Below are 24,848 nucleotides of genomic sequence, written 5' to 3'. Positions count from 1 at the left end.
CCGAATGTCCTGGTCCCTCTTTCGGGTGACGGCCGGTGGCGGCGTCCTGGCACTCCGACAATGATTCATGCAAGACCGAGAAAAAGGAAATGAGGCCATGAGTTTTACCGTCTATCTGTCCGGTGAGATCCATACCGACTGGCGTGAAGAGATCAAGCAGGGAGCCAGAGACGCCGGGCTCGACGTGGTGTTCACCCAGGCGGTGACCAACCATGATGCCAGCGACGCCGCCGGAGACATGCTGGGCGTGCCGGAAAGTGGCTTCTGGCGGGATCACCAGTCTTCCAGGGTCAACGCCATCCGGACCCGGACCCTGATCGAGCAGAGCGATCTGGTGGTGGTGCGCTTCGGTGACAAGTACAAGCAGTGGAACGCGGCCTTCGACGCCGGCTACTGCTCGGCTCTCGGCAAGCCCTATGTGACGCTGCACGGCGAGGACATCGTACATCCGCTCAAGGAGGTCGATGCCGACGCCCAGGCCTGGGCCACGACCACCGACCAGGTGGTAGAGATCCTGCGCTACGTGCTGCGGGACTGATGTCGGCGCTGCCTCGAGCCTCGCACGATGGCATCCACTGGCGAGGGTGGGCACTGCCATTGCCCAAGCCCTTGGCTTCAGCGATAACGCTCGGGGCAGTAACGACATGGCCCGGGATCCTGAAGGAGGATCCCGGGCCATGTTTCAGGGGCCTTGGCCCCTGGCTGGACGTCCCGTCTGGTGACGGCAGAGGTCGACAGCGCTGTATCAGGCGTTCTGGTCGATGAACTGGGTCAGCTGGGACTTCGACTGGGCACCTACCAGGGATGCCACCTTGGCACCTGACTTGAACAGCATCACGGTGGGGACGCCACGTACGCCCTGCTCGGCGGCGATTTCCGGGGCATCATCGACGTTGATGCTGACGACCTTGAGGGCGCCGTCACGCTCCTCGGCGACTTCATCGACCACCGGTGCCATGACCTTGCAGGGGCCACACCAGGGAGCCCAGAACTTCAGCAATACCGGGGAGTCGGCCTGCAGAACTTCCTGCTCGAAGTTGGCATTGGTGACATCGACATTGTTAGCCATGTGTTTCTCCATCTACGTTGCGCTTCATCGAGCGGAATGTGGGACATGTCTGCCATGTCCGGTGGGACGATGGTAGCGGTCGGCCCATACGCTGGCAAATATTGGGTCGATAGTTTCTTAGTCAGCTTACGAATCGCTGCATCTCATCTCATTATGCTATAAAGTAATCACAAAGGTGGTTTTTTATGGCGCTTTGGCATGTTGTCATGCCCGAGGTCCAGTGCTTGAACCCGGGCAAGGACGCTGTCACGCCGCCAACGCGATGGCTCCAGTCTAGTCCGCTTCCGCGACCACCGTGCCAATCCGTCGACTTCGGACGAGGTAAGCCCCGGCCATGAAATTACAGCAGCTGCGCTATATCTGGGAGGTTTCCCGCCACAACCTGAATGTGTCGGCTACCGCTCAGAGTCTTTTTACCTCTCAGCCAGGCATATCCAAGCAGATTCGTCTGCTGGAAGACGAGCTTGGCGTAGAGATCTTCGCGCGCAGCGGCAAGCACCTGACTCGCGTGACACCCGCAGGGGAGGCGATCATCGAGCTGGCAGGCCAGGTGCTCAGGCTGACCGCCAACATCAAGGATGTGGCCCAGGAACACAGCGACGAGCGGCGGGGGAGCCTGTCCATCGCCACCACCCATACCCAGGCGCGCTACTGCCTGCCGCCGGTGATCCAGAACTTTACCCAGCGCTACCCGGATGTCGCTCTGCATATGCAGCAGGGGACGCCCAAGCAGATCGCCCAGATGGTCAGCGAGGGACAGGCCGACTTCGCCATCGCCACCGAGTCGCTGGAACTGTTCAACGACCTGGTGTTGCTGCCGTGTTATCGCTGGAACCGCTGCATCCTGGTGCCGCGGGATCACCCCCTGGCCGAGGTCGAGCGTCTGGGACTCGACGAACTGGCCAAGCACCCGCTGGTGACCTACGTGTTCGGTTTCACCGGACGCTCGCAGCTCGACGACGCCTTCCGTGCCCGTGGACTCTCTCCCAATGTGGTGTTGACCGCCGCCGACGCCGATGTGATCAAGACCTATGTGCGTCTGGGGCTGGGGGTCGGCATCGTGGCGCACATGGCGGTGGACGAGGTGCTCGATGAGGATCTGGTAGCGCTGGACGCCAGCCATCTGTTCGAGAGCTCCACGACCAAGATCGGTATCCGCCGCGGCACCTTCATGCGCGGCTACATGTATGACTTCCTGCAGCAGTTTGCCGACCATCTGGACCGTGATCTGGTCGACGCTGCCCTGGCAGCGGGACCGCGCCATGAACACGCGCTGTTCGAGAAGATCAGCCTGCCGGTGCGCTGACCGCGGCGAGGTGGCGTCAGGCGAGCTTCACTGACGTCGCCATGAACGGCGTCGTCATGAACCGAAAGGCCCCGGACTCAAGCGAGTCCGGGGCCTTTGCGATCTTGTGAGGCTGTGCAGCCAGATACCTCACAACGTCAGCTGGTGGCCGCCTGGGGCAGGTTGAGGGCATGTAGCCCGCATTCCTTGCCACCCTGGTCTTCCCACCACCAGCGACCCTCGCGCTCGTGCTGGCCGGGCAGAATGGGGCGGGTGCAGGGGGCGCAGCCGATACTGACGTAGCCCTTTTCGTGCAGGGCGTTGTAGGGCACATCGAAGGAACGAATGTAGTTCCACACGTCTTCGCTGGTCCAGTGGGTCAGCGGGTTGATCTTGTAGAGGGGTTGATCGTCACTGCCGAAGGCGGTGTCGCGCTCGGCGATCTGCAGCTTCGAACGGGTGCCCGGGCTCTGGTCCCGACGCTGGCCGGTGACCCACACCGGCAGGCCTGCCAGGCGCTGGCGCAGCGGCGCTACCTTGCGAATGCCGCAGCACTCGTGGTGGCCGTCCTGATAGAAGCTGAACAATCCCTTCTCGCTGGTCAGCGCCTGCACTGCCTGCTGATCGGGGAAGCGAATATCGAGCTCGATATCATAGTGATTGCGGACTCGTTCGAAGAACTCGTAGGTCTCGGCGTGCAGACGCCCGGTGTCCAGGCTGAACACCTTGACCTTGTCCTTGGGCGCGACCTTGAGCGCCAGGTCGACGAGCACCACGTCCTCGGCGCCGGAGAATGACACGGTCAGTTCGCCGAAGGCCTCGTAGGCGGCTTTCAGGATATTCTTGGGTGTCGCCTGGTCATTGGCCAGGACGAACGTATTGGGGTCAAAGGACGTCACGGCGACCTCCACTGGGGGTTTTGCCGATACCCTACCAAAACCCGCCGCCATCGCCCCAATATCGATTGGTTCGGTTCTTATATAGCGTTTATCGATTAGCGGTAAGGTTTCTTATTACTATTTGGCAGGTGTGCCCAGGGCGGCCATCAGATGGCGAATCTTGTCCTGGGTTTCTTTATGGTAGGTCGGCCTGTTCCTGTCTAGCGCGAGTCAGTCGCAGTGCCCAGGGCGGCCATTAGATGGCGAATCTTGTCCTGGGTTTCTGTGTACTCGGCCTGTTCCCGAGAATCCGCCACCAGGCCACCACCGCCCCAGATGTGCAGTCGGCCGGCATCGGCGACCAGGGTACGGATGGCGATGGACGTATCCATATGGCCACGCACATCGACGTAGCCGAGGCTACCGCAGTAGGCGCTGCGTCGATCCGGCTCCAGTTCGTCGATGATCTGCATGGCGCGAATCTTGGGGGCGCCGGTGATCGAGCCACCGGGGAAGGCCGCTTCCAGCAGCTTGAGCGGTGGCGTCTCGGCGGGTAGGCGTCCCTTCACCACGCTCACCAGATGGTGAACATTGGCGTAGCTTTCCAGTCCGCACAGTTGGGGGACCTTCACCGTGCCGGGCTGACACACGCGACCCAGATCATTGCGCAGAAGGTCCACGATCATCACGTTCTCGGCACGATCCTTGATGCTCGAGGACAGCTCCTGTGCCAGGGCTGCATCCTCCTGCTCATTGGCTCCCCGCGGCCGCGTGCCCTTGATCGGACGCGTCTCCACCTCGCCCTGGCGGCTTTCAACGAAGCGTTCGGGCGACAGCGACAGCAGCGCCTGTTCGCGCCCTGCGCACTGCCACGCCATGAAGCCGGCGAAGGGGGTCGGCGTCGCGTCACGCAGGCGGAGATAGGCCTGCCACAGGTCTCCCCGGTAATCCGCCGAATACCGTTGAGCCAGATTGATCTGGTAGCAGTCTCCGGCACGGATATAGTCCTGCACCTTGGCAAAGCGATCGCGGTAGCCCGCTTCGCTCAGGTTGGAGGTGAAGGCGGAGCTCAGCGAAAAGTCGCCGGCAGGTGTCGCTGTCGCCAGCCAGGTCTGTACCTGCTGGCGCCGTTCGGGGGAGGCGACGAGAAGGCAGCGGCGCTCCTGGTGGTCCTGAATCAGCGCCCAGTCATACAGGCCGAGCCGGGCCTGAGGCAGGGCGGTGGCGGTCTGTGAAGGCCCTTCGATTCCCGCCAGTTGCCGGCCCAGGTCGTAGCTCCAGTAGCCGATCAGCCCGCCGACGAAGGGAAGATCAAGCGGCTGGCGTGGACGGGGCAGGCGTTCGAGCAGGCGCTGCTGGGCGTCGAAGGCGGAACCCTCGAGGGCCCTGCCGCTCGAGTCTCTGGGCAGACCATGCTGATCGACTTCCAGCCATTCGATGGGGTCGCTCGAGAGGATATCGAATCGTCCGCCGGGGGCCTGGGGCCGGCCGCTGTCCAACAGCACCGCCCCGGGCCTCGAGCGCAGAGCCTCGAAATAGCGCAGGGGGGTCGCGTGGTAGGGCAGGGAGGTGGTCTGGAGCTCGGCGTTCATTCGGGGCCTCGGGCGTTGCAGGCGGCATATTCTACGGGCAACGACAGGGCTTGTCGTTGTGGAAGGATGGCGCGAGTCAACGCTGCATTGTCGACAGGACAAGGAAGATGGATGGCATTGTCTACAACCAATGGTTAAGGTTATGAGCCTGATCAGGCCATTGACCCGCGCCTTGGCGTATCTTACATTTCCGTTATCCCAACATTGTCGACAATGATCCCATGACCAGCGCCGAATACGAGACCCGCGCCACCCCCGAAGTCAGAACCCTCGCCGAGCGGGTCTTTCATCAATTGCAGGACGCCATCGTCCGGGGAGAACTGGCGCCGGGCAGCAAGATCACCGAGCCGGGACTGTCCAAGGCCTACGGTATTTCTCGTGGGCCGCTGCGCGAGGCCATGCGACGACTCGAGGCTCACCGGCTGATCGAACGGGTACCCCATGTGGGTGCCAGGGTGGTCAAGCTGTCGATGAAGGAGCTGATGGAGCTGTTCGACGTGCGCGAGGCGCTGGAAAGCATGGCCGCCAGGATCGCCGCCGAGCATATGACCGCCAGCGAGATCGCCGGCCTCCGAGAAGTGCTGGCAGTGCACGAGAAGCAGGCTGATCTGGCCAGCGGTGAGGCCTACTATCAGCGCGAGGGCGATCTGGACTTCCACTATCGTATCGTGGTGGGCAGCCACAATCGCATGCTGATGGCCCTCTTGTGCGACGACCTCTATTACCTGGTCCGGATGTACCGCACCCAGTTCAGCGCCAGCGGTGCACGTCCGCAGAAGGCCTTCGTCGAGCACCACCGTATCGTCGACGCCATCGAGGCGGGTGACGCCGAGCTGGCGGAGCTGCTGATGCGTCGCCACGTCAGCGCTTCCCGCGAGAACGTGATGGCGCGCTACGCCGCCTCGCTGGAGGGGCGCGACGAACCCCAGGTGGTCGCCGGCAACGGCCTGGTGACCTGATCTTACTTTCCCCTGACTGGAGCCCCCCATGACATCCTCGTCCACTTCGACCCCTGGTGCCCGCTTTCGTGCGGCGCTCAACGCCAATAGCCCGCTGCCCATCGTCGGCACCATCAACGCCTACACCGCGATGCTGGCCGAGCGGGTCGGGCATCAGGCGATCTATCTGTCCGGCGGTGGCGTTGCCAATGCTTCCTTCGGGTTGCCGGACCTGGGCATGACCACCATGAACGATGTGGTGGAAGACGCCCATCGCATCTGCGGGGCCAGTGACCTTCCGTTGTTGGTGGACATCGATACCGGCTGGGGGGGCGCTTTCAATATCGGGCGTACGGTCAAGGAGATGCAGCGGGCCGGGGTCGCTGCCGTGCACCTGGAAGACCAGGTGGCGCAGAAGCGCTGTGGCCATCGCCCGAACAAGGCCATCGTGTCCCAGCAGGAGATGGTGGATCGGGTCAAGGCTGCTGCCGACGCGCGCATCGATCCGGAGTTCTACCTGATCGCCCGTACCGATGCCTTCCAGAAGGAAGGACTCGACGCGGCCATCGACCGTGCCAACGCCTGCATCGAGGCCGGTGCCGATGCGATCTTCGCCGAGGCGGTGCACACCCTCGACGACTATCGCGCCTTCTGCGAGCGGGTGGATGCCCCGATCCTGGCCAACATCACCGAATTCGGTGCCACCCCGCTGTTCAGTCAGCAGGAACTGGCCGAGGTGGGGTGCAGTATGGTGCTCTACCCGCTGTCGGCGTTCCGCGCCATGAACGCTGCCGCGCTCAAGGTCTACCAGAGCATTCACGACAACGGACACCAGCGCGACGTGGTCGACACCATGCAGACCCGCGACGAACTCTACGACGTGCTGGGCTACCACGACTTCGAGCGCAAGCTCGACGCGCTGTTCGACGAGGGCAAGGACTGAGAGACCCTCGGGCGTCCAGCACGCCTTTCATGCCTTTTTTATAACAACGACCAATGACGAAAATGGAGATACGCCATGGCTGATAAACCGATTGGAGGAGCCGGTCTGCGGGGACAGAGCGCCGGTGCGACCGCACTGTGCACCGTGGGCCAGAGTGGCTCGGGCCTGACCTATCGCGGCTACGACATCAAGGAACTGGCGGACAAGGCCCGCTTCGAGGAGGTGGCCTACCTGCTGCTCAAGGGCAAGTTGCCCAACCAGAGCGAGCTGGATGCCTACATCACCAAGTTGAAGGGCCTGCGCGGTCTGCCCGAGGCGCTCAAGACGGTACTCGAGCAGATCCCGGCGGACGCCCACCCGATGGACGTGATGCGTACCGGTGCTTCGATGCTCGGCAACCTGGAAACCGAGGCCGACTTCAGCCAGCAGCAGGACGTCTCCGATCGCCTGTTGGCGGCGCTGCCCTCGATCATCTGCTACTGGTACCGCTTCAGCCATGATGGCGTGCGCATCGACACCGAGACCGACGACGAGTCGGTGGGCGGGCACTTCCTGCACCTGCTGCGTGACGAGCCGGCCTCCGAGCTGCATGCCAGGGTGATGAACGTCTCGCTGATCCTCTACGCCGAGCACGAGTTCAACGCCTCGACCTTTACCGCTCGTGTCTGTGCATCGACGCTGTCTGACATGCATTCCTGCGTCACCGGGGCCATCGGCTCCCTGCGTGGCCCGCTGCATGGCGGCGCCAACGAGGCGGCGATGGCGATGATCGAGAACTGGCAGAGCGCCGAAGAAGCCGAACGCGAAACCCTCGGCATGCTCGAGCGCAAGGAAAAGATCATGGGCTTCGGACATGCCATCTACCGCGAGTCCGACCCGCGCAACGCCATCATCAAGCACTGGTCGAAGAAGCTCGCCGACGACGTGGGCGACACGCGCCTGTACCCGGTGTCCGAGCGGGTCGAAGCGGTGATGTGGCGCGAGAAGAAGCTGTTCTGCAACGCCGACTTCTTCCACGCCAGCGCCTATCACTTCATGGATATCCCGACCAAGCTGTTCACCCCGATTTTCGTGTGTTCTCGGGTGACTGGCTGGTGCGCCCACGTGTTCGAGCAGCGCGAGAACAACCGCATCATCCGCCCCAGCGCCGACTACACCGGCCCGGCCCACAGCGAATGGGTACCCATCGAAGAGCGTGACTGAGTCCGGGGCTCTCCTGAACGTATCTTGAAGATATCCCGAGGCTCGAGCGGCGGGGCGCGCGCATGGTCATGGTTGTGGTCATGGTCATGCGCAGGCACAAGTGGCTCCGCCGCCTTCCTACCATATTCGCGCCGCGAGGGCCGTGCCCTCGGGCGCCCGAGACCGTGACGCCCATGAACACCGACTATCGCAAGCCCCTGCCGGGGACCGACCTTGACTACTTCGATACCCGGGAGGCGGTGGACGCCATCTCTCCCGGCGCCTACGACCGACTGCCCTACACCTCCCGGGTGCTGGCCGAGAACCTGGTGCGCCGCTGTCCGCCGGAGGATCTCACGGCGGCGCTGTCCCAGATCATCGAGCGCAAGCGCGAACTCGACTTTCCCTGGTTCCCTGCGCGGGTGGTGTGCCACGACATCCTCGGGCAGACGGCGCTGGTCGACCTGGCCGGCCTGCGTGACGCCATCGCCGAGAAGGGGGGGGATCCGGCCAAGGTCAATCCGGTGGTGCCGACCCAGCTGATTGTCGACCATTCGCTGGCGGTGGAGCACCCGGGATTCGAGGAGGGCGCCTTTGACAAGAACCGCGCCATCGAGGATCGGCGCAACGAGGACCGCTTCCACTTCATCAACTGGACCCGCGAAGCCTTCGAGAACGTCGACGTGATCCCCCCCGGCAACGGCATCATGCACCAGATCAACCTGGAGAAGATGTCGCCGGTGATCCAGGCCCGTGACGGCGTTGCCTTCCCCGACACCCTGGTGGGCACCGACAGCCACACGCCCCACGTGGACGCCCTCGGCGTGATCGCCGTCGGGGTGGGCGGGCTCGAGGCCGAAAGCGTGATGCTGGGGCGTGCCTCCTACATGCGACTGCCTGACATCGTCGGGGTGGAGCTCAGCGGCAAGCCCCAGCCTGGCATCACCGCCACCGATATCGTGCTGGCGCTGACCGAATACCTGCGCAGCGAACGGGTGGTGTCGAGCTATCTCGAGTTCTTCGGTGAAGGCGCGGGGCACCTGACACTGGGTGATCGTGCCACCATCTCCAACATGACGCCGGAGTATGGCGCCACCGCCGCGATGTTCTACATCGACGATCAGACCCTCGACTACCTCAAGCTGACCGGGCGCGAGCCGGAGCAGATCGAACTGGTGGAGACCTACGCCAAGGCCGCCGGCCTGTGGGCCGACAGCCTCGTCAACGCCGACTACGAAAGGGTGTTGCACTTCGACCTGTCCAAGGTGGAGCGCACCCTGGCGGGGCCTTCGAGTCCGCACAACCGGGTCTCTACGCGGGAGCTTGCCAGTCGCGGTATCGCCGCTCCTTACGAGCAGAAGGACGGCGAGATGCCCGATGGCGCGGTGATCATCGCCGCCATCACCAGCTGTACCAATACCTCCAATCCGCGCAACGTCATCGCCGCGGGGCTTCTGGCCAAGCGCGCCAACGAGCTGGGCCTGACCCGCAAGCCCTGGGTCAAGACCTCGCTGGCGCCGGGGTCCAAGGCGGTGCAGCTGTATCTGGAGGAGTCGAACCTGCTCGGTGAGCTCGAGCAGCTCGGCTTCGGCATCGTCGGTTTCGCCTGCACCACCTGCAACGGCATGAGTGGTGCGCTCGATCCGGTGATCCAGAAGGAGGTGGTCGAGCGTGATCTCTACGCCACCGCCGTGCTGTCGGGTAACCGCAACTTCGATGGGCGTATCCACCCCTACGCCAAGCAGGCGTTTCTGGCCTCTCCGCCGCTGGTGGTGGCCTACGCCATCGCCGGCAGCGTGCGCTTCGATATCGAGAAGGACGCCCTGGGCGAAGACGCCGAGGGCAACCCGATCACCCTGAAGGATCTTTGGCCGGCGGATGACGAGATCGATGCGATCATCGCCGAGAGCGTCAAGCCGGAGCACTTCCGCGACGTCTACATCCCGATGTTCGACACCACCTTCGACAGGTCGAAGGACATCAGCCCGCTGTACGACTGGCGCGAGATGAGCACCTATATCCGGCGTCCGCCGTACTGGGAGGGTGCGCTGGCCGCCGAGCGCTCGCTGACCGGGCTGCGCGCCCTGGCGGTGCTGGGGGACAACATCACCACCGACCACCTGTCGCCGTCCAATGCCATCCTGCCGACCAGCGCGGCGGGGGAGTACCTGGCCAAGATGGGCCTGCCGGAGGAGGACTTCAATTCCTACGCCACCCATCGAGGTGATCACCTGACCGCCCAGCGGGCGACCTTCGCCAACCCCAAGCTGATCAACGAAATGGCGGTGGTCGACGGTGAGGTCAAGCAGGGCTCACTGGCTCGCCTCGAGCCCGAGGGCGAGGTCATGCGCATGTGGGAGGCCATCGAGACCTACATGGCGCGCAAGCAGCCGCTGATCGTGATCGCCGGGGCCGACTATGGTCAGGGTTCCTCCCGTGACTGGGCTGCCAAGGGGGTGCGCCTGGCCGGTGTCGAAGTCATCGTGGCCGAGGGCTTTGAGCGCATCCACCGCACCAACCTGATCGGCATGGGGGTACTGCCGTTGCAGTTCGAGGAGGGGACCACGCGCAAGACCCTCGGCATCGACGGCAGCGAGACCTTCGATGTCCGCGGCGACATCCAGCCGGGGGCCAGCCTGACCCTGGTGATCAAGCGGCGTGACGGGGAAAGCCTCGAGGTGCCGGTGACCTGTCGTCTCGACACCTTCGAGGAGCTGTCGATCTACGAAGCCGGTGGCGTGCTGCAGCGTTTCGCCCAGGACTTCCTCGAATCGGAGGTGGCGTGATGGCCGCTTTTGCTCCGCAGCTCCGCATTCCCGCCATCTACATGCGTGGCGGCACCAGCAAGGGTACTTTCCTGCGCAAGGACGACCTGCCCGAGGCCGCGCGTGAGCCCGGCCCCGTGCGCGACGCCCTGCTGATGCGTCTGGTCGGTAGCCCCGATCCCTACGCCAAGCACACCGACGGCATGGGTGGCGCCACCTCCAGCACCAGTAAGGTGGTCATCGTCAGCGCCAGCGAGTCGCCGGATCACGATGTCGACTACCTGTTCGGGCAGGTGGCCATCGACAAGGCCTTTGTCGACTGGAGCGGTAACTGCGGCAACCTGTCCTCGGCGGTCGGTCCCTTCGCCATCGAGAGCGGACTGATCCCGCCTGAGCGAATTCCTGCCGACGGCGAGGTGGAGGTACGCATCTGGCAGGCCAACATCGAAAAGACCATCGTCGCCCGAGTGCCGATACAGGACGGTCAGGTGCAGGAAAGCGGTGACTTCGAGCTTGACGGCGTGGCCTTCCCCGCCGCCGAGATCGGCCTGGCCTTCAAGGACCCCGCCGACGGCGAAGGGCGGATGTTCCCGACAGGCCAGGTGATGGATGAACTCGAGGTTCCTGAGGAGGTGGTGGCCGGAGGTCGCGTTCAGGCAACACTGATCAATGCCGGTATTCCGACCATCTTCGTCAGCGCGGCCGACCTTGGCTATGACGGCACCGAGCTTCAGGACGATATCAATTCAGACCCCGCCACCCTCGATCGGCTCGAGACGCTACGGGCCCACGGCGCGCTGAAGATGGGGCTGATCTCGAGACTCGAGGAGGCCGCGAACCGTCAGCACACGCCGAAGCTGGCCTTCGTCGCCTCGCCTCGGGGCTACCGGGCGTCCAGCGGCAAGCAGATCGACGAAGGCGATATCGATCTGCTGGTGCGGGCCATGTCCATGGGCAAACTGCATCACGCCATGATGGGCACCGCGGCCGTGGCCATCGGAGTGGCCGCCGCGGTGCCGGGGACCCTGGTCAGCCAGGCCGCCGGCGGCGACGAGGGGCGCAGTTCGGTGGTCTTCGGTCATCCCTCCGGCACCCTGCGGGTCGGGGCGCGAGCTGAACAGCTGGACGGGGAATGGACCGCCACGGAGGCGACCATGAGCCGCAGTGCCCGCATTCTGATGGAGGGCAAGGTCAGGGTGCCGGCGGACGTCCTCGATTCATAACGCTCTCGACCGATGAAGCCCGCCAGTGTCGATACTGGCGCCAGTGGCGCACCACGACGATACTGACAACGGACCTTTTGCATTAGCGCCGCCGCCAGGCGGCGCTGTCGTTCTCCCCCATTCTCGAACCTCTCGCCATCCGCCCACGCTGGTCCTCGGACTCCCGGCCCCTGCCCTGATACAGGCACAGGCTCAGGCACTGGCTCAGGTGCAGGCACGCCGGCAGCGGGCGATAGCGCTCACTGGAAGGAGGCAGACATGAGCACCGTCGAATCCAATGTTCGTCCCGACTACGACGACGAACTCAAGGCCATCGCCGACTATGCGCTGGACGCCGTCATCGATAGTGACGAGGCCTTCGATACGGCGCGCCACTGCCTGATGGATACCTTGGGCTGTGGCCTGCTGGCATTGCGCTTCCCAGAATGCACCAAGCATCTAGGGCCGCTGGTGGAAGGCACCCAGGTGCCATGTGGCTCGCGGGTGCCTGGCACGTCCTATCGACTGGACCCGATCAAGGCGGCCTTCGATATCGGAGCCATGGTGCGCTGGCTGGACTACAACGATACCTGGCTCGCGGCGGAGTGGGGGCACCCGTCGGACAATCTGGGCGGTATCCTGGCGGTGGCCGACCATCTCTCACAGTGCCGCGTGGCCAGGGGCGAAGCCCCGTTGGTCATGCACGAGGTGCTCGATGCGATGATACGGGCACACGAGATACAGGGCGTGCTGGCGCTGGAGAACTCGTTCAATCGTGTCGGACTGGACCACGTGTTACTGGTCAAGGTGGCGTCCACTGCCGCTATCGCCAGGCTGCGCGGCGCCAGTCGTGAGCAGACGCTGTCGGCGCTATCCCATGCCTTCGTCGACGGTCAGAGCCTGCGCACCTACCGCCATGCTCCCAATGCCGGTTCGCGCAAGAGCTGGGCCGCCGGTGACGCCACCTCGCGGTCGGCGCGTCTGGTGGACATCGCGATGCGCGGGGAAATGGGCATACCCGGCGTCCTGAGCGCTCCCCAGTGGGGCTTCTGTGATGTCTCCTTCAGTCACTCCAATCGTGATCTCTCGCTGAAGCCCGAGGACACCCGGCGTCTACGTCTGCCTCAGTCGTTTGGCAGCTACGTGATGGAGAACATCCTGTTCAAGCTTTCCTTCCCCGCAGAGTTTCATGCCCAGACGGCCTGCGAGGCGGCGGTCACCCTGCACCCCGAGGTCAAGGGGCGGCTGGATGAGATCGAGCGCATCGAGCTGACTACCCATGAGTCGGCAATACGCATCATCTCCAAGGAAGGGGCGCTGGCCAACCCGGCAGATCGAGACCACTGCCTGCAGTACATGGTGGCGGTACCGCTGATGCTGGGTGAGCTTCAGGCCGAGCACTACGAGGATGACTTTCATCAGGCTCATCCGGAGATCGATGAGCTGCGGGCAAGGATGGTGGTCGTCGAGGACGAGGGCTATACACGGGACTATCTGGACCCGGACAAGCGATCGATCGCCAACGCGGTCAGGGTGGTGTTCACCGATGGTAGTGCGACCGACAAGGTGGAGGTGGCATATCCCATTGGTCATCGCCGTCGTCGCGAAGAGGGCATGGCGGTGCTCGAGGCCAAGTGTCGACGCCACCTGGCCACCCGATTCGCCCCCGGACGTTGCGACGAGATCATGACGCTGTATCAGGACGCCGAGCGCCTGGCGGCGACGCCGGTTCATCGCTTTGTCGATCTGCTGGTGCTGTAGAGACCAACGAGGGGAGGGCGGTGGCTTGGGCAGCGTGGGCAGCGCTGTCCCCGGGCGTACCCATGGGCCTGCAAAATCCGTCGCCGGGCAGGCTTAGCCTTTGGTCGAAATTTTTTTACACGAAGTGCTTGCCAAGGCCGGCCCCGATCCGTAAAGTACGCATCCGCTGCCGACGACGAGCAAACGTCACAGGCGGTGAAGAGTGGTAAAAGTGGTTGTTTTGAAAAGGCTTTTTGAAGTCTTCGAAAAATTCTCCACTTGACGGGCAACGAGAAATCGGTAAAATACTCGCCACTCGATCGGAGTCGCCAGGACGGCATCGCAGGATGCGCGTCAGGCTCGCTTCGCTTTCTCTTGGGTTCTGCAGGCGTCGCTTGCACGGCGAAAAAAGAAAGCCTTGACGAAGCGCTTCGATTCTGTAGAATACGCCTTCCTCGCAGGGCGCTGTGACAAGCCTTAGGGCTGTGGCGCAGCAAAGCGAGGCGCTCTTCCGGCCGGGTGCCGCAAGAGCAGCTCTTTAAGCTCTCTATAGAGCCCAGAGCACGCTCTTTAATAATTTGATCAGGTAATTCATGTGGGCGCTTGCCGATGAGTCAGTGACACTGTCACTGAAATATCAAGGCAAGCGACTCGTCAAACGAGACGTTTGAACCTTGAGCCAAGTTTGGTCCGCTTAACGGACTATCAGACTTTAAACTGAAGAGTTTGATCATGGCTCAGATTGAACGCTGGCGGCAGGCCTAACACATGCAAGTCGAGCGGAAACGATCCTAGCTTGCTAGGAGGCGTCGAGCGGCGGACGGGTGAGTAATGCATAGGAATCTGCCCGGTAGTGGGGGATAACCTGGGGAAACCCAGGCTAATACCGCATACGCCCTACGGGGGAAAGCAGGGGATCTTCGGACCTTGCGCTATCGGATGAGCCTATGTCGGATTAGCTAGTTGGTGAGGTAACGGCTCACCAAGGCTGCGATCCGTAGCTGGTCTGAGAGGATGATCAGCCACATCGGGACTGAGACACGGCCCGAACTCCTACGGGAGGCAGCAGTGGGGAATATTGGACAATGGGCGAAAGCCTGATCCAGCCATGCCGCGTGTGTGAAGAAGGCCTTCGGGTTGTAAAGCACTTTCAGTGAGGAAGAAAGCCTTGAGGTTAATACCCTCGAGGGAGGACATCACTCACAGAAGAAGCACCGGCTAACTCCGTGCCAGCAGCCGCGGTAATACGGAGGGTGCGAGCGTTAATCGGAATTACTGGGCGTAAAGCGCGCGTAGGCGGCTTGATAAGCCGGTTGTGAAAGCCCCGGGCTCAACCTGGGAACGGCATCCGGAACTGTCAGGCTAGAGTGCAGGAGAGGAAGGTAGAATTCCCGGTGTAGCGGTGAAATGCGTAGAGATCGGGAGGAATACCAGTGGCGAAGGCGGCCTTCTGGACTGACACTGACGCTGAGGTGCGAAAGCGTGGGTAGCAAACAGGATTAGATACCCTGGTAGTCCACGCCGTAAACGATGTCGACTAGCCGTTGGGCTCCTTGAGAGCTTTGTGGCGCAGTTAACGCGATAAGTCGACCGCCTGGGGAGTACGGCCGCAAGGTTAAAACTCAAATGAATTGACGGGGGCCCGCACAAGCGGTGGAGCATGTGGTTTAATTCGATGCAACGCGAAGAACCTTACCTACCCTTGACATCGAGAGAACTTTCCAGAGATGGATTGGTGCCTTCGGGAGCTCTCAGACAGGTGCTGCATGGCTGTCGTCAGCTCGTGTTGTGAAATGTTGGGTTAAGTCCCGTAACGAGCGCAACCCTTGTCCCTATTTGCCAGCGATTCGGTCGGGAACTCTAGGGAGACTGCCGGTGACAAACCGGAGGAAGGTGGGGACGACGTCAAGTCATCATGGCCCTTACGGGTAGGGCTACACACGTGCTACAATGGCCGGTACAATGGGTTGCGAATCCGCGAGGTGGAGCTAATCCCATAAAGCCGGTCTCAGTCCGGATCGGAGTCTGCAACTCGACTCCGTGAAGTCGGAATCGCTAGTAATCGTGAATCAGAATGTCACGGTGAATACGTTCCCGGGCCTTGTACACACCGCCCGTCACACCATGGGAGTGGACTGCACCAGAAGTGGTTAGCCTAACTTCGGAGGGCGATCACCACGGTGTGGTTCATGACTGGGGTGAAGTCGTAACAAGGTAGCCGTAGGGGAACCTGCGGCTGGATCACCTCCTTAAACGACACGTCATCTGACTGTCGGTAAGTGCTCACAATGAATTACCTGATCGATAGAGCGGTTAACGGAACTTTGAGTTGGACGTTTGTGCTTCATTAGCAAGCCACAAGCCGCCAGCTTAGAGTTTTGTGCTCTAATGCTCTTTAACAATGTATATCATGCTGACAAAGTAAGATACGTTTCAAGCGTATCCGGCAATTGTCGTGACATCATCGATTGACAGACCCTTTGGGGTTATATGGTCAAGCGATGAAGCGCATACGGTGGATGCCTAGGCAGTCAGAGGCGATGAAAGACGTGGAAGCCTGCGATAAGGTTCGGCGAGGTGGCAAACGACCTGCGACCCGGACATCTCTGAATGGGGAAACCCACCCAAGGTAACTTGGGTATCTCATGTTGAATATATAGACATGAGAGGCGAACCGGGGGAACTGAAACATCTAAGTACCCCGAGGAAAAGAAATCAACCGAGATTCCCCTAGTAGCGGCGAGCGAACGGGGACCAGCCCTTAAGCAACACAACTGGTAGGTGAACAGATTGGGAAATCTGGCCATAGTGGGTGATAGCCCCGTAACCGAAACCTGAGTGTTGTGAAATCGAGTAGGTCGAGGCACGTGAAACCTTGACTGAAGACGGGGGGACCATCCTCCAAGGCTAAATACTCCTGACTGACCGATAGTGAACCAGTACCGTGAGGGAAAGGCGAAAAGAACCCCGGAGAGGGGAGTGAAATAGATCCTGAAACCGTATGCGTACAAGCAGTGGGAGCCAACTTGTTTGGTGACCGCGTACCTTTTGTATAATGGGTCAGCGACTTATTTTCAGTGGCGAGCTTAACCGTATAGGGGAGGCGTAGAGAAATCGAGTCTTAACTGGGCGACCAGTCGCTGGAAATAGACCCGAAACCGGGCGATCTATCCATGAGCAGGTTGAAGGTTGAGTAACATCAACTGGAGGACCGAACCAGGATCTGTTGAAAAAGATTTGGATGACTTGTGGATCGGAGTGAAAGGCTAATCAAGCCCGGAGATAGCTGGTTCTCCTCGAAAGCTATTTAGGTAGCGCCTCACGTATCACCGCCGGGGGTAGAGCACTGTTTCGGCTAGGGGGTCATCCCGACTTACCAACCCGAGGCAAACTCCGAATACCGGTGAGTGCAAGCGTGGGAGACACACAGCGGGTGCTAACGTCCGTTGTGAAAAGGGAAACAACCCAGACCGTCAGCTAAGGTCCCGAAATCCTGGTTAAGTGGGAAACGATGTGGGAAGGCTTAGACAGCTAGGAGGTTGGCTTAGAAGCAGCCATCCTTTAAAGAAAGCGTAATAGCTCACTAGTCGAGTCGGCCTGCGCGGAAGATGTAACGGGGCTCAAACCAGGTACCGAAGCTACGGGTGTGTTCGCATCACTTAAGGTGATTCGATAGTGTCAGTTCGCTGCCATCGCGAAGCGATGGCAAAGCGCTTCCCGAACGTTGAGTCGGGCAGGGCAAGGTGAACGGCCTGAGTCATTTTAAGGATGCGAACACGCGGTAGAGGAGCGTCGTGTAAGCCGATGAAGGTGTGTTGAGAAGCATGCTGGAGGTATCACGAGTGCGAATGCTGACATGAGTAACGACAAGGGGAGTGAAAAACTCCCCCGCCGGAAGACCAAGGGTTTCTGTTCGACGCTAATCGGAGCAGAGTGAGTCGGCCCCTAAGGCGAGGCCGAAAGGCGTAGTCGATGGGAAACGGGTCAATATTCCCGTACCTCACAGTATTGCGATGGGGGGACGAAGAAGGCTAGGTGAGCCAGGCGTTGGTTGTCCTGGTGAAAGCCGGTAGGCTGAGGATTCAGGTAAATCCGGATCCTTAAGGCCGAGAGGCGAGACGAACTGACTACGGTCAGGAAGTCATCGATGCCACGCTTCCAGGAAAAGCCTCTAAGCTTCAGATACTGTGAGACCGTACCCCAAACCGACACAGGTGGTCAGGTAGAGAATACCAAGGCGCTTGAGAGAACTCGGGTGAAGGAACTAGGCAAAATGGTGCCGTAACTTCGGGAGAAGGCACGCCGCATTAGGGTGAAGGTCCTCGCGACCGGAGCCTGACGCGGTCGAAGATACCAGGTGGCTGCAACTGTTTATTAAAAACACAGCACTCTGCAAACGCGCAAGCGGACGTATAGGGTGTGACGCCTGCCCGGTGCCGGAAGGTTAAGTGATGGTGTTAGCTCACGCGAAGCTCCTGATCGAAGCCCCGGTAAACGGCGGCCGTAACTATAACGGTCCTAAGGTAGCGAAATTCCTTGTCGGGTAAGTTCCGACCTGCACGAATGGCGTAATGATGGCCACGCTGTCTCCACCCGAGACTCAGTGAAATTGAAATCGCAGTGAAGATGCTGTGTACCCGCGGCTAGACGGAAAGACCCCGTGAACCTTTACTACAGCTTCACACTGGACGCTGATGTTGCTTGTGTAGGATAGCTGGGAGGCTTTGAAACCCTGTCGCCAGATGGGGTGGAGCCAACCTTGAAATACCAGCCTGGCATCATTGGCGTTCTAACTCAGGACCGTAATCCGGTTCGAGGACCGTGTGTGGTGGGTAGTTTGACTGGGGCGGTCTCCTCCCAAAGAGTAACGGAGGAGCACGAAGGTACCCTCAGCACGGTTGGAAATCGTGCAGTGAGTGCAAGAGCATAAGGGTGCTTAACTGCGAGACAGACACGTCGAGCAGATACGAAAGTAGGTTCTAGTGATCCGGTGGTTCTGTATGGAAGGGCCATCGCTCAACGGATAAAAGGTACTCCGGGGATAACAGGCTGATACCGCCCAAGAGTTCACATCGACGGCGGTGTTTGGCACCTCGATGTCGGCTCATCACATCCTGGGGCTGAAGTCGGTCCCAAGGGTATGGCTGTTCGCCATTTAAAGTGGTACGCGAGCTGGGTTTAGAACGTCGTGAGACAGTTCGGTCCCTATCTGCCGTGGGCGTTGGAGATTTGAGAAGCGCTGCTCCTAGTACGAGAGGACCGGAGTGGACGTACCTCTGGTGTTCCGGTTGTCACGCCAGTGGCATTGCCGGGTAGCTATGTACGGACGGGATAACCGCTGAAAGCATCTAAGCGGGAAGCCCCCTTCAAGATGAGATCTCCCTGAGGCCTTGAGCCTCCTAAAGGACCCAGCAAGACCAGCTGGTTGATAGGCCGGGTGTGGAAGCGCTGCAAGGCGTTGAGCTAACCGGTACTAATGGTCCGTGAGGCTTGACCATATAACACCCAAAGGGTTTTGGTCGATGATGTCTCGAATTAATTGACGGATACGATGAAACGTATCGTCAGCATGATATACATTGCCTTTTTCCGCCTGACGACCATAGCGAGTGGGAACCACCTGATCCCTTGCCGAACTCAGAAGTGAAACCGCTCAGCGCCGATGGTAGTGTGGGGTCTCCCCATGCGAGAGTAGGTCATCGTCAGGCATTTATTCAGAAGAAGCCCAATTCCGAGAGGAGTTGGGCTTTTTCGTACGCATGGGGAAGACCCCTCTCTTTATATGTGGGGCCGCACTGCGTGCGGTCCGGCCGCTCGCAAGCTCGCGTCGTTCGTCCCCCCTTGCGGCGTTGCCGCAAAAGCTCGGGGTGACTCACCCCCATGCGAGAGATAAGCTGCCTTGTTTCTAGTACAACTCCGGATACCGGAATTTTCCACAAGGTTAGGCTCGCTTTCTATAGGCGGGCGCGGGACGATAACCCCTTCGGCGCGGTCCGGCCTGGCTCTGCTCAAGGGCGGGCTCGCGTCGTTCGTCACCCCTTGCAGCTTCGCTGCAGTTCTTCTGAAGAGCTTCGGGGTGACTCACCCCCATGCGAGGGCGCTAGTGTTTGTGTGACGCCCTGAGGTCGTATACCCCTCCAGTGGCATGCTGGCATGACCGGAAAAAGACTCAAGCGTTGAACCATCGCGCTGTTCAGGGGGTGGTCACGCGGCGTCGACATTGTCATGCTTTTTTTACGATAAGCCTGGAACGGGTTCCAGGCGCGTCGCCGGGTTCGATTCGCGCATGAGGCGCGGTGAATCCTTTCCCTTCAGCCACAGAGCTGTCATGAAATCGCGGAATCCTCCGTGCTTCCTTCATGCCCATCAGGGCGCCATTCATCTTTCCCAAAAGGAGAGTCCGACAGCCTGACCCTAGTCTGCTGTCGCTACCCACCACATGAGTCATACCACCGCTTCCTCCGACTCGCGGGCTTCTTCGGCCGGTTCTCGACTGGGTGATCCCATCGTGCTCATCTTGAGCATCGGCTTCATCATGGGCTTCGTCGCCCTGTCTGTATACGACATCGAGATGGTTGCCAACGGCATCTCGGCAGGCTTTGCCTGGACCGCCAAGACCCTGGGCAGCTATTTCCAGCTGTTGTTGCTGGCGACCTTCTTCATCGCCATGGGCATCGCCGTGTCTCCCAGCGCCAAGGCGCGTATCGGCAATCTCGAGACGCCAGAGATCAGTACCTTCAAGTGGCTGTCGATGATCATGTGCACGCTGCTCGCGGGCGGCGGTGTGTTCTTCGCCGCCGGTGAGCCGGTGTATCACTTCGTGGTGACGCCGCCGGCCTTCGACAGCGAAGCCGGGACGGCCGAGGCCATTTCAGGGGCTCTGGCCCAGTCGTTCATGCACTGGGGGCTGCTGGCCTGGGCCGTGCTGGGTACGCTGGCGTCGGTGGTGCTGGCTCATGCCCACTACGTCAAGGGACAGCCGCTGCAGCCGCGGACCCTGCTGTATCCGGTGCTGGGCGAAAAGGTCATGAAGGGGCCCTTCGGTGGCCTGGTCGACGCTCTGTGCGTAATCGCCGTGGTGGCGGGTACCGTCGGCCCCATCGGTTTCCTGGCGACTCAGGTCAGCTTCGGTTTTCATGAGCTGTTCGGTGTCAGTGAAGGCTACAGCACCCAATTGATGGTGCTTGCTGCTCTGGGGGTGGTGTACGTGACCTCGGCGGTCACCGGGATCCACAAGGGGATCCAGATCCTCAGCCGCTTCAACGTGTTTCTGGCTCTGGCGATCGCTGCGACGATCTTTATCCTGGGACCGACGCTGTTTCTGACCGATGCCTTTACCCAGGGGGCGGGCGCCTATCTGAGCTCGTTCTTCGAGATGGCGACCATGACCACCCAGACCGCACCGGACTGGTGGATGCAGTGGTGGACAGTGTTCTTCTTTGCCTGGTTTATCGGTTACGGCCCGCTGATGGCGATCTTCGTCGCTCGTATTTCTCGTGGACGCTCCATCCGGCAGATGATTCTGGCGGTGGCGGTGATGGCGCCTGTGGCCACCATGATCTGGTTCACCCTGCTGGGTGGTTCCGGCATCTACTATCAACTGAGCGGTGCCATCGATCTGACCGAGGCGCTGAACAACTTCCAGTTTGATGTCGCGACCCTGACCGTGGCCCAGGCGCTGCCCGGCGGAAGCCTGATGGCCATGGCCATCCTGCTGTTGACCACCATCTTCGTGGCGACCACTGGTGACTCCATGAGCTACGCCATTTCCGTGGTCGGTGCCGGTCACGACGAGCCCAATGCTCTGGTTCGTGCCTTCTGGGGCATCGCCATGGCGCTGATGGCCGCCATTCTGCTGAGAATGGGTGCAGGCCAGATCAGTGCCCTGCAGCAGTTTATCGTGATCACCGCCATCCCGGTGTCGCTGGTGCTGCTGCCGACATTGTGGACGGCCCCTCGGGCGGCTCGTCAGATGGCCAAGGAGCAAGGCATCCTGTAATCGGGACATCGCCTCTGTTGGCCGCGGCCTGATGGCTCTGCAGGTTGAGTCCTGATTGCGGCCTCCGCTCCATTGTCTGCCCCCGACGCTTGCGTCGGGGGCAGTTTCGTATATGGCACAGCGGTCCGGCAGTCGCTACCGGATCGGCAAGTTGTGCGTCTTCCTGCGCGAGCTTGGCTCAGCGTACCGGGTGTGTCGCTCCCGGTGCGTCAAGCTGACCTCCAAGGCCGGGGAAGGACCGCGCGACTCGTCGCCAGGCGCCGTGACTGCTACCATGACCGACTTTCGTCGATCCTCTGGAGTGCCCCCGTGAACTTGACCACGCCGGCCCTGCTGTTTCCCGCCATTTCATTGCTGTTGCTGGCCTATACCAATCGCTTCCTGACCCTGGCCGGACTGATCCGCAAGCTGGCGGAGCAGGTAAAGGAGGGGGAAGAGGATCACGTCACCCAGATCCGACTACTGCGCCGGCGCATCTCGCTGACCAAGCGAATGCAGATCGCCGGGGTTTTCGCTTTTCTGCTGTGTACCCTGTCGATGTTTGCGCTGTTCCTGTCATGGACGCCGCTGGGTATGCTGCTTTTCGGCATCAGCCTGGCATCGCTGTCGATATCCCTGGTGTTTTCGCTGTGGGAGGTGGTGATCTCCACCAACGCCCTGAACGTTCAGTTGAAGGATATCGAACTGACCGCAGAGGGACGCGCCGGACTCGACTGGAGAAAGAGAACCTTTACTCATGACGCCTGATCAAATCCTTCTGTTCTGTCGCCCGGGGTTCGAGCCGGACCTGGCCGCCGAGCTGACCGACCGCCTGCACGCTGAGTTCCTGGCCGAAGGCGAGGGCGCCAGCGTCGAGCCCCTGATGGAGGAGGGGCTGGTCAGGGTCAGAATGGACGGCGAGCACCCGGCCAATGACTTGCATCGTCGCCTGCGTCTCGACGAGCTGGTATTTGCCCGCCAGTCGTTGCTGGCCCTGCCGGAGCTCTCGCTGTCCCGGGACGATCGGCTCTCGCCCATCTTCGAGCAGCTCAAGGCCTGTGGCTGGAGCTTCGAGTCGATCTGGCAGGAGACCCCGGATACCAACGAGGCCAAGGCGCTGAGTAGCCTGTTGAAGGCGTTGGAACGCCCGCTCAACTCCCAGCTCAAGAAGCGTGGTGCCTTGCGGCGCAAGGCGGGAGGACGACGGCTGCACCTGGTCTGGCGTGACGGTGACCGGGTCCAGTTGGCGATGAGCTTTCCCGGCAATCGCAGTGAATTCCCCGGCGGCATTCGACGTCTGCGCTTCCCCCACGCCGCGCCAAGCCGCTCGACCTTGAAGCTCGAGGAGGCCTGGCATGAATTCGTGCCGCGTGACGAGTGGGACGAGCGACTCGGGGAGGGCATGCAGGCGGCGGATCTTGGTGCTGCCCCGGGGGGCTGGACCTGGCAGCTGGTGCAGCGGGGGATGCAGGTCTACGCCATCGACAATGGCCCCATGGACAAGGCCCTGATGGCCAGCGGCATGGTCGAGCATCTGCGCGAGGATGGCTTCGTGTGGGAGCCGCCGATGCGCCTGGACTGGCTGGTCTGCGACATCGTCGACAAGCCCTCGCGCGTCATCACCATGATGGAGCGTTGGCTGTTGCAGCGCTGGTGTCGCGAGGCGGTGTTCAACTTGAAGCTGCCGATGAAGAAGCGCTGGGAGGAGGTATCGCTGTGTCTTTCCGGCCTCGCGTCACGCTTGCAGGAGGCCGGGGTTCGGGCCGAGATACGCTGTCGTCACCTCTATCACGACAGGGAAGAGGTCACCGTGCACGTTCGCCTCGATTGAGACGGCGACACGGGCAGCAGATGGGCGTGGGTCAGTAGGCCGGTTCGAAGATCCGGACGTTTTCGGCCTCGGTCAGCAACGGCTGGACGTGCTGCATCACTCTTTCTCGGGCCTCGCTGTTGTACCATGCCTTCCAGGCGCGCAGATCGCGCCACTTGGTGATCATCAGACGGCGGTCGGAGCGTCCTTGTTCGACCAGGCTCTCGCCGCCGAAGAAGCCATCGGCGCCCAGCGACTGGCGCATGGCCTCTCGTGCGGCCTGCTCGTATTCTTCTTCCAGGCCCGGCATGATGCGGCGCTCGATGATGATCTTGATCATGCTTTCACTCCAACTCCGAGGTATTGATGGTGGATTCTTCCGATGCGCTGCCCGCAAGCGACAAGGAACTGGATACCAGCGGTCTGTTCTGCCCTGAACCGATCATGATGATGCACAACGCGGTGCGGGACATGAGTCCTGGCCAGGTGCTCAAGGTCACGGCGACAGATCCGGCGACCACCCGAGATGTGCCCAAGTTCTGCCAGTTTCTCGGGCACGAGCTGGTGGAGCATCGCAGTCTTGAAGATGGCTCGCACTTCTACTTTATCCGGCTGGGATGATATTGCCGAGGGAGGGGACTCAACGCTTGAGCCCCCTCCCTGGTGGTGACGCTGATCCTGACGCTCCTTCCGACGCTCCTTCTTACGTTATGGCGCGGCTTCCTCATCGTCGTCAGGCATGACCATCATGGCCAGGGCTTCCAGCGTCGCCGGGTCTTCCTGGCGAATACGATTGGCGATCTGGCGCTGGAAGAAGTACACCACCCGGTGTCGGCTGTGGCCCGGGTAGAGACAGGCGTCGCCGGGCAGCACCGGGACGGTTTCGATCAGGTTCTCGTCGGCCAGCAGGGACTCGATGGTGCCATCGCTGTACAGGCGCCAGCCGAAGACCTGCTTGAGCTGCCAGGGCGCGCCTTCCTCGTCCATGCACAGGGCGTGGGTACCCTGATGATCCGGCAGGCTCTGGATCAGGGTGGTTTCGCGGGTATCCTCGTATTCGAAGTAGGCCGCCGCGTGGGCCAGTTCCATTTCCTTGTGTTCCGGGGGCTGGTCGAACAGCTCCTCGGTTTCCGGATCACGGTAGCCGACGAAGTGACCGTGGTCCGGATCGTCGAGCTGCTCGCATGGCGTCAGCGACTCCATCCACGGGACCAGCCCGACAATATCGCCGTTCTCACGCATCCCCCAGGCCAGTATCGGCATGCCGTACAGGGTATCCGGGTGCGCGTCGAGTCGGTACACCATCTCCAGTCCATCGAGCTCCGGGGCCAGGCGAACCAGGCGTCTGCGGGCCAGTTGGCGTTGGCGCATGCTCTCCAGGTCGATGACCCGAGCGGGGCGGGGTGACAGTGGAATGCCCATGATCTCCCTCCAGCGGCTGCTTGCTTACGGCATCGCATCTCGGC

At 61.3% G+C, this 24,848-nt stretch carries 17 protein-coding genes and 3 rRNA genes; 15 read left to right on the top strand and 5 right to left on the bottom strand.

The features are described from left to right. Positions 1–97 precede the first annotated feature (97 nt). On the top strand, positions 98–538 hold the full coding sequence (locus NFG58_RS14905; RefSeq protein ID WP_213231200.1) for a YtoQ family protein: 441 nt from the start codon (positions 98–100) through the stop codon (positions 536–538). A 207-nt stretch (positions 539–745) separates the two neighbouring features. On the opposite strand, the gene trxA is transcribed toward NFG58_RS14905, so the two are convergent. Beyond that, complete coding sequence (trxA, locus tag NFG58_RS14900) at positions 746–1,069, bottom strand: thioredoxin (protein WP_045993776.1); 324 nt, start codon at positions 1,067–1,069, stop codon at positions 746–748. Between the two features lie 334 nt (positions 1,070–1,403). Here trxA and cysB point away from each other — a divergent pair, with 334 nt between their 5' ends. Further along, on the top strand, positions 1,404–2,375 hold the full coding sequence (cysB, locus tag NFG58_RS14895) for an HTH-type transcriptional regulator CysB (protein ID WP_045993775.1): 972 nt from the start codon (positions 1,404–1,406) through the stop codon (positions 2,373–2,375). 137 nt (positions 2,376–2,512) lie between these two features. Here cysB and NFG58_RS14890 read toward each other — a convergent pair whose 3' ends face one another. Both NFG58_RS14890 and pabB read right to left on the bottom strand, forming a co-directional pair. After that, positions 2,513–3,253: a phosphoadenylyl-sulfate reductase gene (locus NFG58_RS14890; protein WP_348826856.1), complete on the bottom strand. Its 741-nt coding sequence runs from the start codon at positions 3,251–3,253 to the stop codon at positions 2,513–2,515. Positions 3,254–3,453: 200 nt separating this feature from the next. Then, positions 3,454–4,824, bottom strand: coding sequence for an aminodeoxychorismate synthase component I (pabB, locus tag NFG58_RS14885; protein ID WP_348826855.1), 1,371 nt, complete (start codon positions 4,822–4,824; stop codon positions 3,454–3,456). Positions 4,825–5,045: 221 nt separating this feature from the next. Here pabB and NFG58_RS14880 point away from each other — a divergent pair, with 221 nt between their 5' ends. From NFG58_RS14880 to rlmM, 12 genes are all read left to right on the top strand, one after another. After that, positions 5,046–5,783 carry a GntR family transcriptional regulator gene (locus NFG58_RS14880; RefSeq protein WP_348826854.1) on the top strand — a complete coding sequence of 246 codons (738 nt, stop codon included), beginning with the start codon at positions 5,046–5,048 and terminating at the stop codon, positions 5,781–5,783. 28 nt (positions 5,784–5,811) lie between these two features. After that, positions 5,812–6,705 (top strand): methylisocitrate lyase, encoded by an 894-nt coding sequence (gene prpB, locus NFG58_RS14875; RefSeq protein WP_045993771.1) that lies wholly within the window; start codon positions 5,812–5,814, stop codon positions 6,703–6,705. Between the two features lie 75 nt (positions 6,706–6,780). Then, positions 6,781–7,908, top strand: a complete 1,128-nt coding sequence (prpC, locus tag NFG58_RS14870; protein WP_213231206.1) for a 2-methylcitrate synthase — start codon at positions 6,781–6,783, stop codon at positions 7,906–7,908. 173 nt (positions 7,909–8,081) lie between these two features. Next, positions 8,082–10,673: a Fe/S-dependent 2-methylisocitrate dehydratase AcnD gene (acnD, locus tag NFG58_RS14865; RefSeq protein ID WP_348826853.1), complete on the top strand. Its 2,592-nt coding sequence runs from the start codon at positions 8,082–8,084 to the stop codon at positions 10,671–10,673. Next, positions 10,673–11,875, top strand: a complete 1,203-nt coding sequence (gene prpF, locus NFG58_RS14860; RefSeq protein ID WP_348826852.1) for a 2-methylaconitate cis-trans isomerase PrpF — start codon at positions 10,673–10,675, stop codon at positions 11,873–11,875. The genes acnD and prpF overlap by 1 nt, the downstream gene beginning before the upstream one ends. A gap of 258 nt (positions 11,876–12,133) precedes the next feature. Continuing rightward, complete coding sequence (locus NFG58_RS14855; RefSeq protein ID WP_108133817.1) at positions 12,134–13,615, top strand: bifunctional 2-methylcitrate dehydratase/aconitate hydratase; 1,482 nt, start codon at positions 12,134–12,136, stop codon at positions 13,613–13,615. Between the two features lie 693 nt (positions 13,616–14,308). After that, positions 14,309–15,846, top strand: a 16S ribosomal RNA gene (locus tag NFG58_RS14850). 240 nt (positions 15,847–16,086) lie between these two features. Beyond that, positions 16,087–19,092: ribosomal RNA gene (locus NFG58_RS14845) — 23S ribosomal RNA — on the top strand. A 94-nt stretch (positions 19,093–19,186) separates the two neighbouring features. Beyond that, a 5S ribosomal RNA gene (rrf, locus tag NFG58_RS14840) occupies positions 19,187–19,302 on the top strand. The 16S, 23S and 5S rRNA genes sit together here, the layout of an rRNA operon. A gap of 731 nt (positions 19,303–20,033) precedes the next feature. Beyond that, positions 20,034–21,593, top strand: a complete 1,560-nt coding sequence (locus NFG58_RS14835; protein ID WP_045992980.1) for a BCCT family transporter — start codon at positions 20,034–20,036, stop codon at positions 21,591–21,593. Between the two features lie 309 nt (positions 21,594–21,902). Continuing rightward, the gene (locus tag NFG58_RS14830; protein ID WP_108449027.1) at positions 21,903–22,340 is read left to right on the top strand and encodes a DUF2721 domain-containing protein; all 438 of its coding nucleotides are present in this window, start codon (positions 21,903–21,905) and stop codon (positions 22,338–22,340) included. Continuing rightward, complete coding sequence (gene rlmM, locus NFG58_RS14825) at positions 22,330–23,403, top strand: 23S rRNA (cytidine(2498)-2'-O)-methyltransferase RlmM (RefSeq protein WP_286984870.1); 1,074 nt, start codon at positions 22,330–22,332, stop codon at positions 23,401–23,403. The genes NFG58_RS14830 and rlmM overlap by 11 nt, the downstream gene beginning before the upstream one ends. 31 nt (positions 23,404–23,434) lie before the next feature. Here rlmM and NFG58_RS14820 read toward each other — a convergent pair whose 3' ends face one another. Then, positions 23,435–23,722: an antibiotic biosynthesis monooxygenase family protein gene (locus NFG58_RS14820; RefSeq protein WP_045992977.1), complete on the bottom strand. Its 288-nt coding sequence runs from the start codon at positions 23,720–23,722 to the stop codon at positions 23,435–23,437. A 26-nt stretch (positions 23,723–23,748) separates the two neighbouring features. Here NFG58_RS14820 and tusA point away from each other — a divergent pair, with 26 nt between their 5' ends. Next, entirely contained in the window at positions 23,749–24,003 is a 255-nt protein-coding gene (tusA, locus tag NFG58_RS14815; protein WP_045992976.1) for a sulfurtransferase TusA, read from the top strand. An 87-nt stretch (positions 24,004–24,090) separates the two neighbouring features. Here tusA and NFG58_RS14810 read toward each other — a convergent pair whose 3' ends face one another. Continuing rightward, positions 24,091–24,804 (bottom strand): hypothetical protein, encoded by a 714-nt coding sequence (locus NFG58_RS14810; RefSeq protein ID WP_045992975.1) that lies wholly within the window; start codon positions 24,802–24,804, stop codon positions 24,091–24,093. Between the last annotated feature and the right edge of the window lie 44 nt (positions 24,805–24,848).

Source organism: Halomonas sp. RT37, from assembly GCF_040070525.1.
GTDB classification, from domain to species: domain Bacteria; phylum Pseudomonadota; class Gammaproteobacteria; order Pseudomonadales; family Halomonadaceae; genus Halomonas; species Halomonas litopenaei.
This window is presented reverse-complemented; position numbering and strand designations above follow the sequence as displayed.

Excerpts from the sequence above, each read along its gene's own strand:
- rlmM (WP_286984870.1), top strand. The coding sequence starts at position 22,330 with ATGACGCCTGATCAAATCCTTCTGTTCTGTCGCCCGGGGTTCGAGCCG.
- cysB (WP_045993775.1), top strand. The coding sequence starts at position 1,404 with ATGAAATTACAGCAGCTGCGCTATATCTGGGAGGTTTCCCGCCACAAC.
- acnD (WP_348826853.1), top strand. The coding sequence starts at position 8,082 with ATGAACACCGACTATCGCAAGCCCCTGCCGGGGACCGACCTTGACTAC.
- NFG58_RS14855 (WP_108133817.1), top strand. The coding sequence starts at position 12,134 with ATGAGCACCGTCGAATCCAATGTTCGTCCCGACTACGACGACGAACTC.
- pabB (WP_348826855.1), bottom strand. The coding sequence starts at position 4,824 with ATGAACGCCGAGCTCCAGACCACCTCCCTGCCCTACCACGCGACCCCC.
- tusA (WP_045992976.1), top strand. The coding sequence starts at position 23,749 with ATGGTGGATTCTTCCGATGCGCTGCCCGCAAGCGACAAGGAACTGGAT.
- NFG58_RS14905 (WP_213231200.1), top strand. The coding sequence starts at position 98 with ATGAGTTTTACCGTCTATCTGTCCGGTGAGATCCATACCGACTGGCGT.
- prpB (WP_045993771.1), top strand. The coding sequence starts at position 5,812 with ATGACATCCTCGTCCACTTCGACCCCTGGTGCCCGCTTTCGTGCGGCG.
- prpC (WP_213231206.1), top strand. The coding sequence starts at position 6,781 with ATGGCTGATAAACCGATTGGAGGAGCCGGTCTGCGGGGACAGAGCGCC.
- trxA (WP_045993776.1), bottom strand. The coding sequence starts at position 1,069 with ATGGCTAACAATGTCGATGTCACCAATGCCAACTTCGAGCAGGAAGTT.
- NFG58_RS14880 (WP_348826854.1), top strand. The coding sequence starts at position 5,046 with ATGACCAGCGCCGAATACGAGACCCGCGCCACCCCCGAAGTCAGAACC.
- NFG58_RS14810 (WP_045992975.1), bottom strand. The coding sequence starts at position 24,804 with ATGGGCATTCCACTGTCACCCCGCCCCGCTCGGGTCATCGACCTGGAG.
- NFG58_RS14820 (WP_045992977.1), bottom strand. The coding sequence starts at position 23,722 with ATGATCAAGATCATCATCGAGCGCCGCATCATGCCGGGCCTGGAAGAA.
- prpF (WP_348826852.1), top strand. The coding sequence starts at position 10,673 with ATGGCCGCTTTTGCTCCGCAGCTCCGCATTCCCGCCATCTACATGCGT.
- NFG58_RS14835 (WP_045992980.1), top strand. The coding sequence starts at position 20,034 with ATGAGTCATACCACCGCTTCCTCCGACTCGCGGGCTTCTTCGGCCGGT.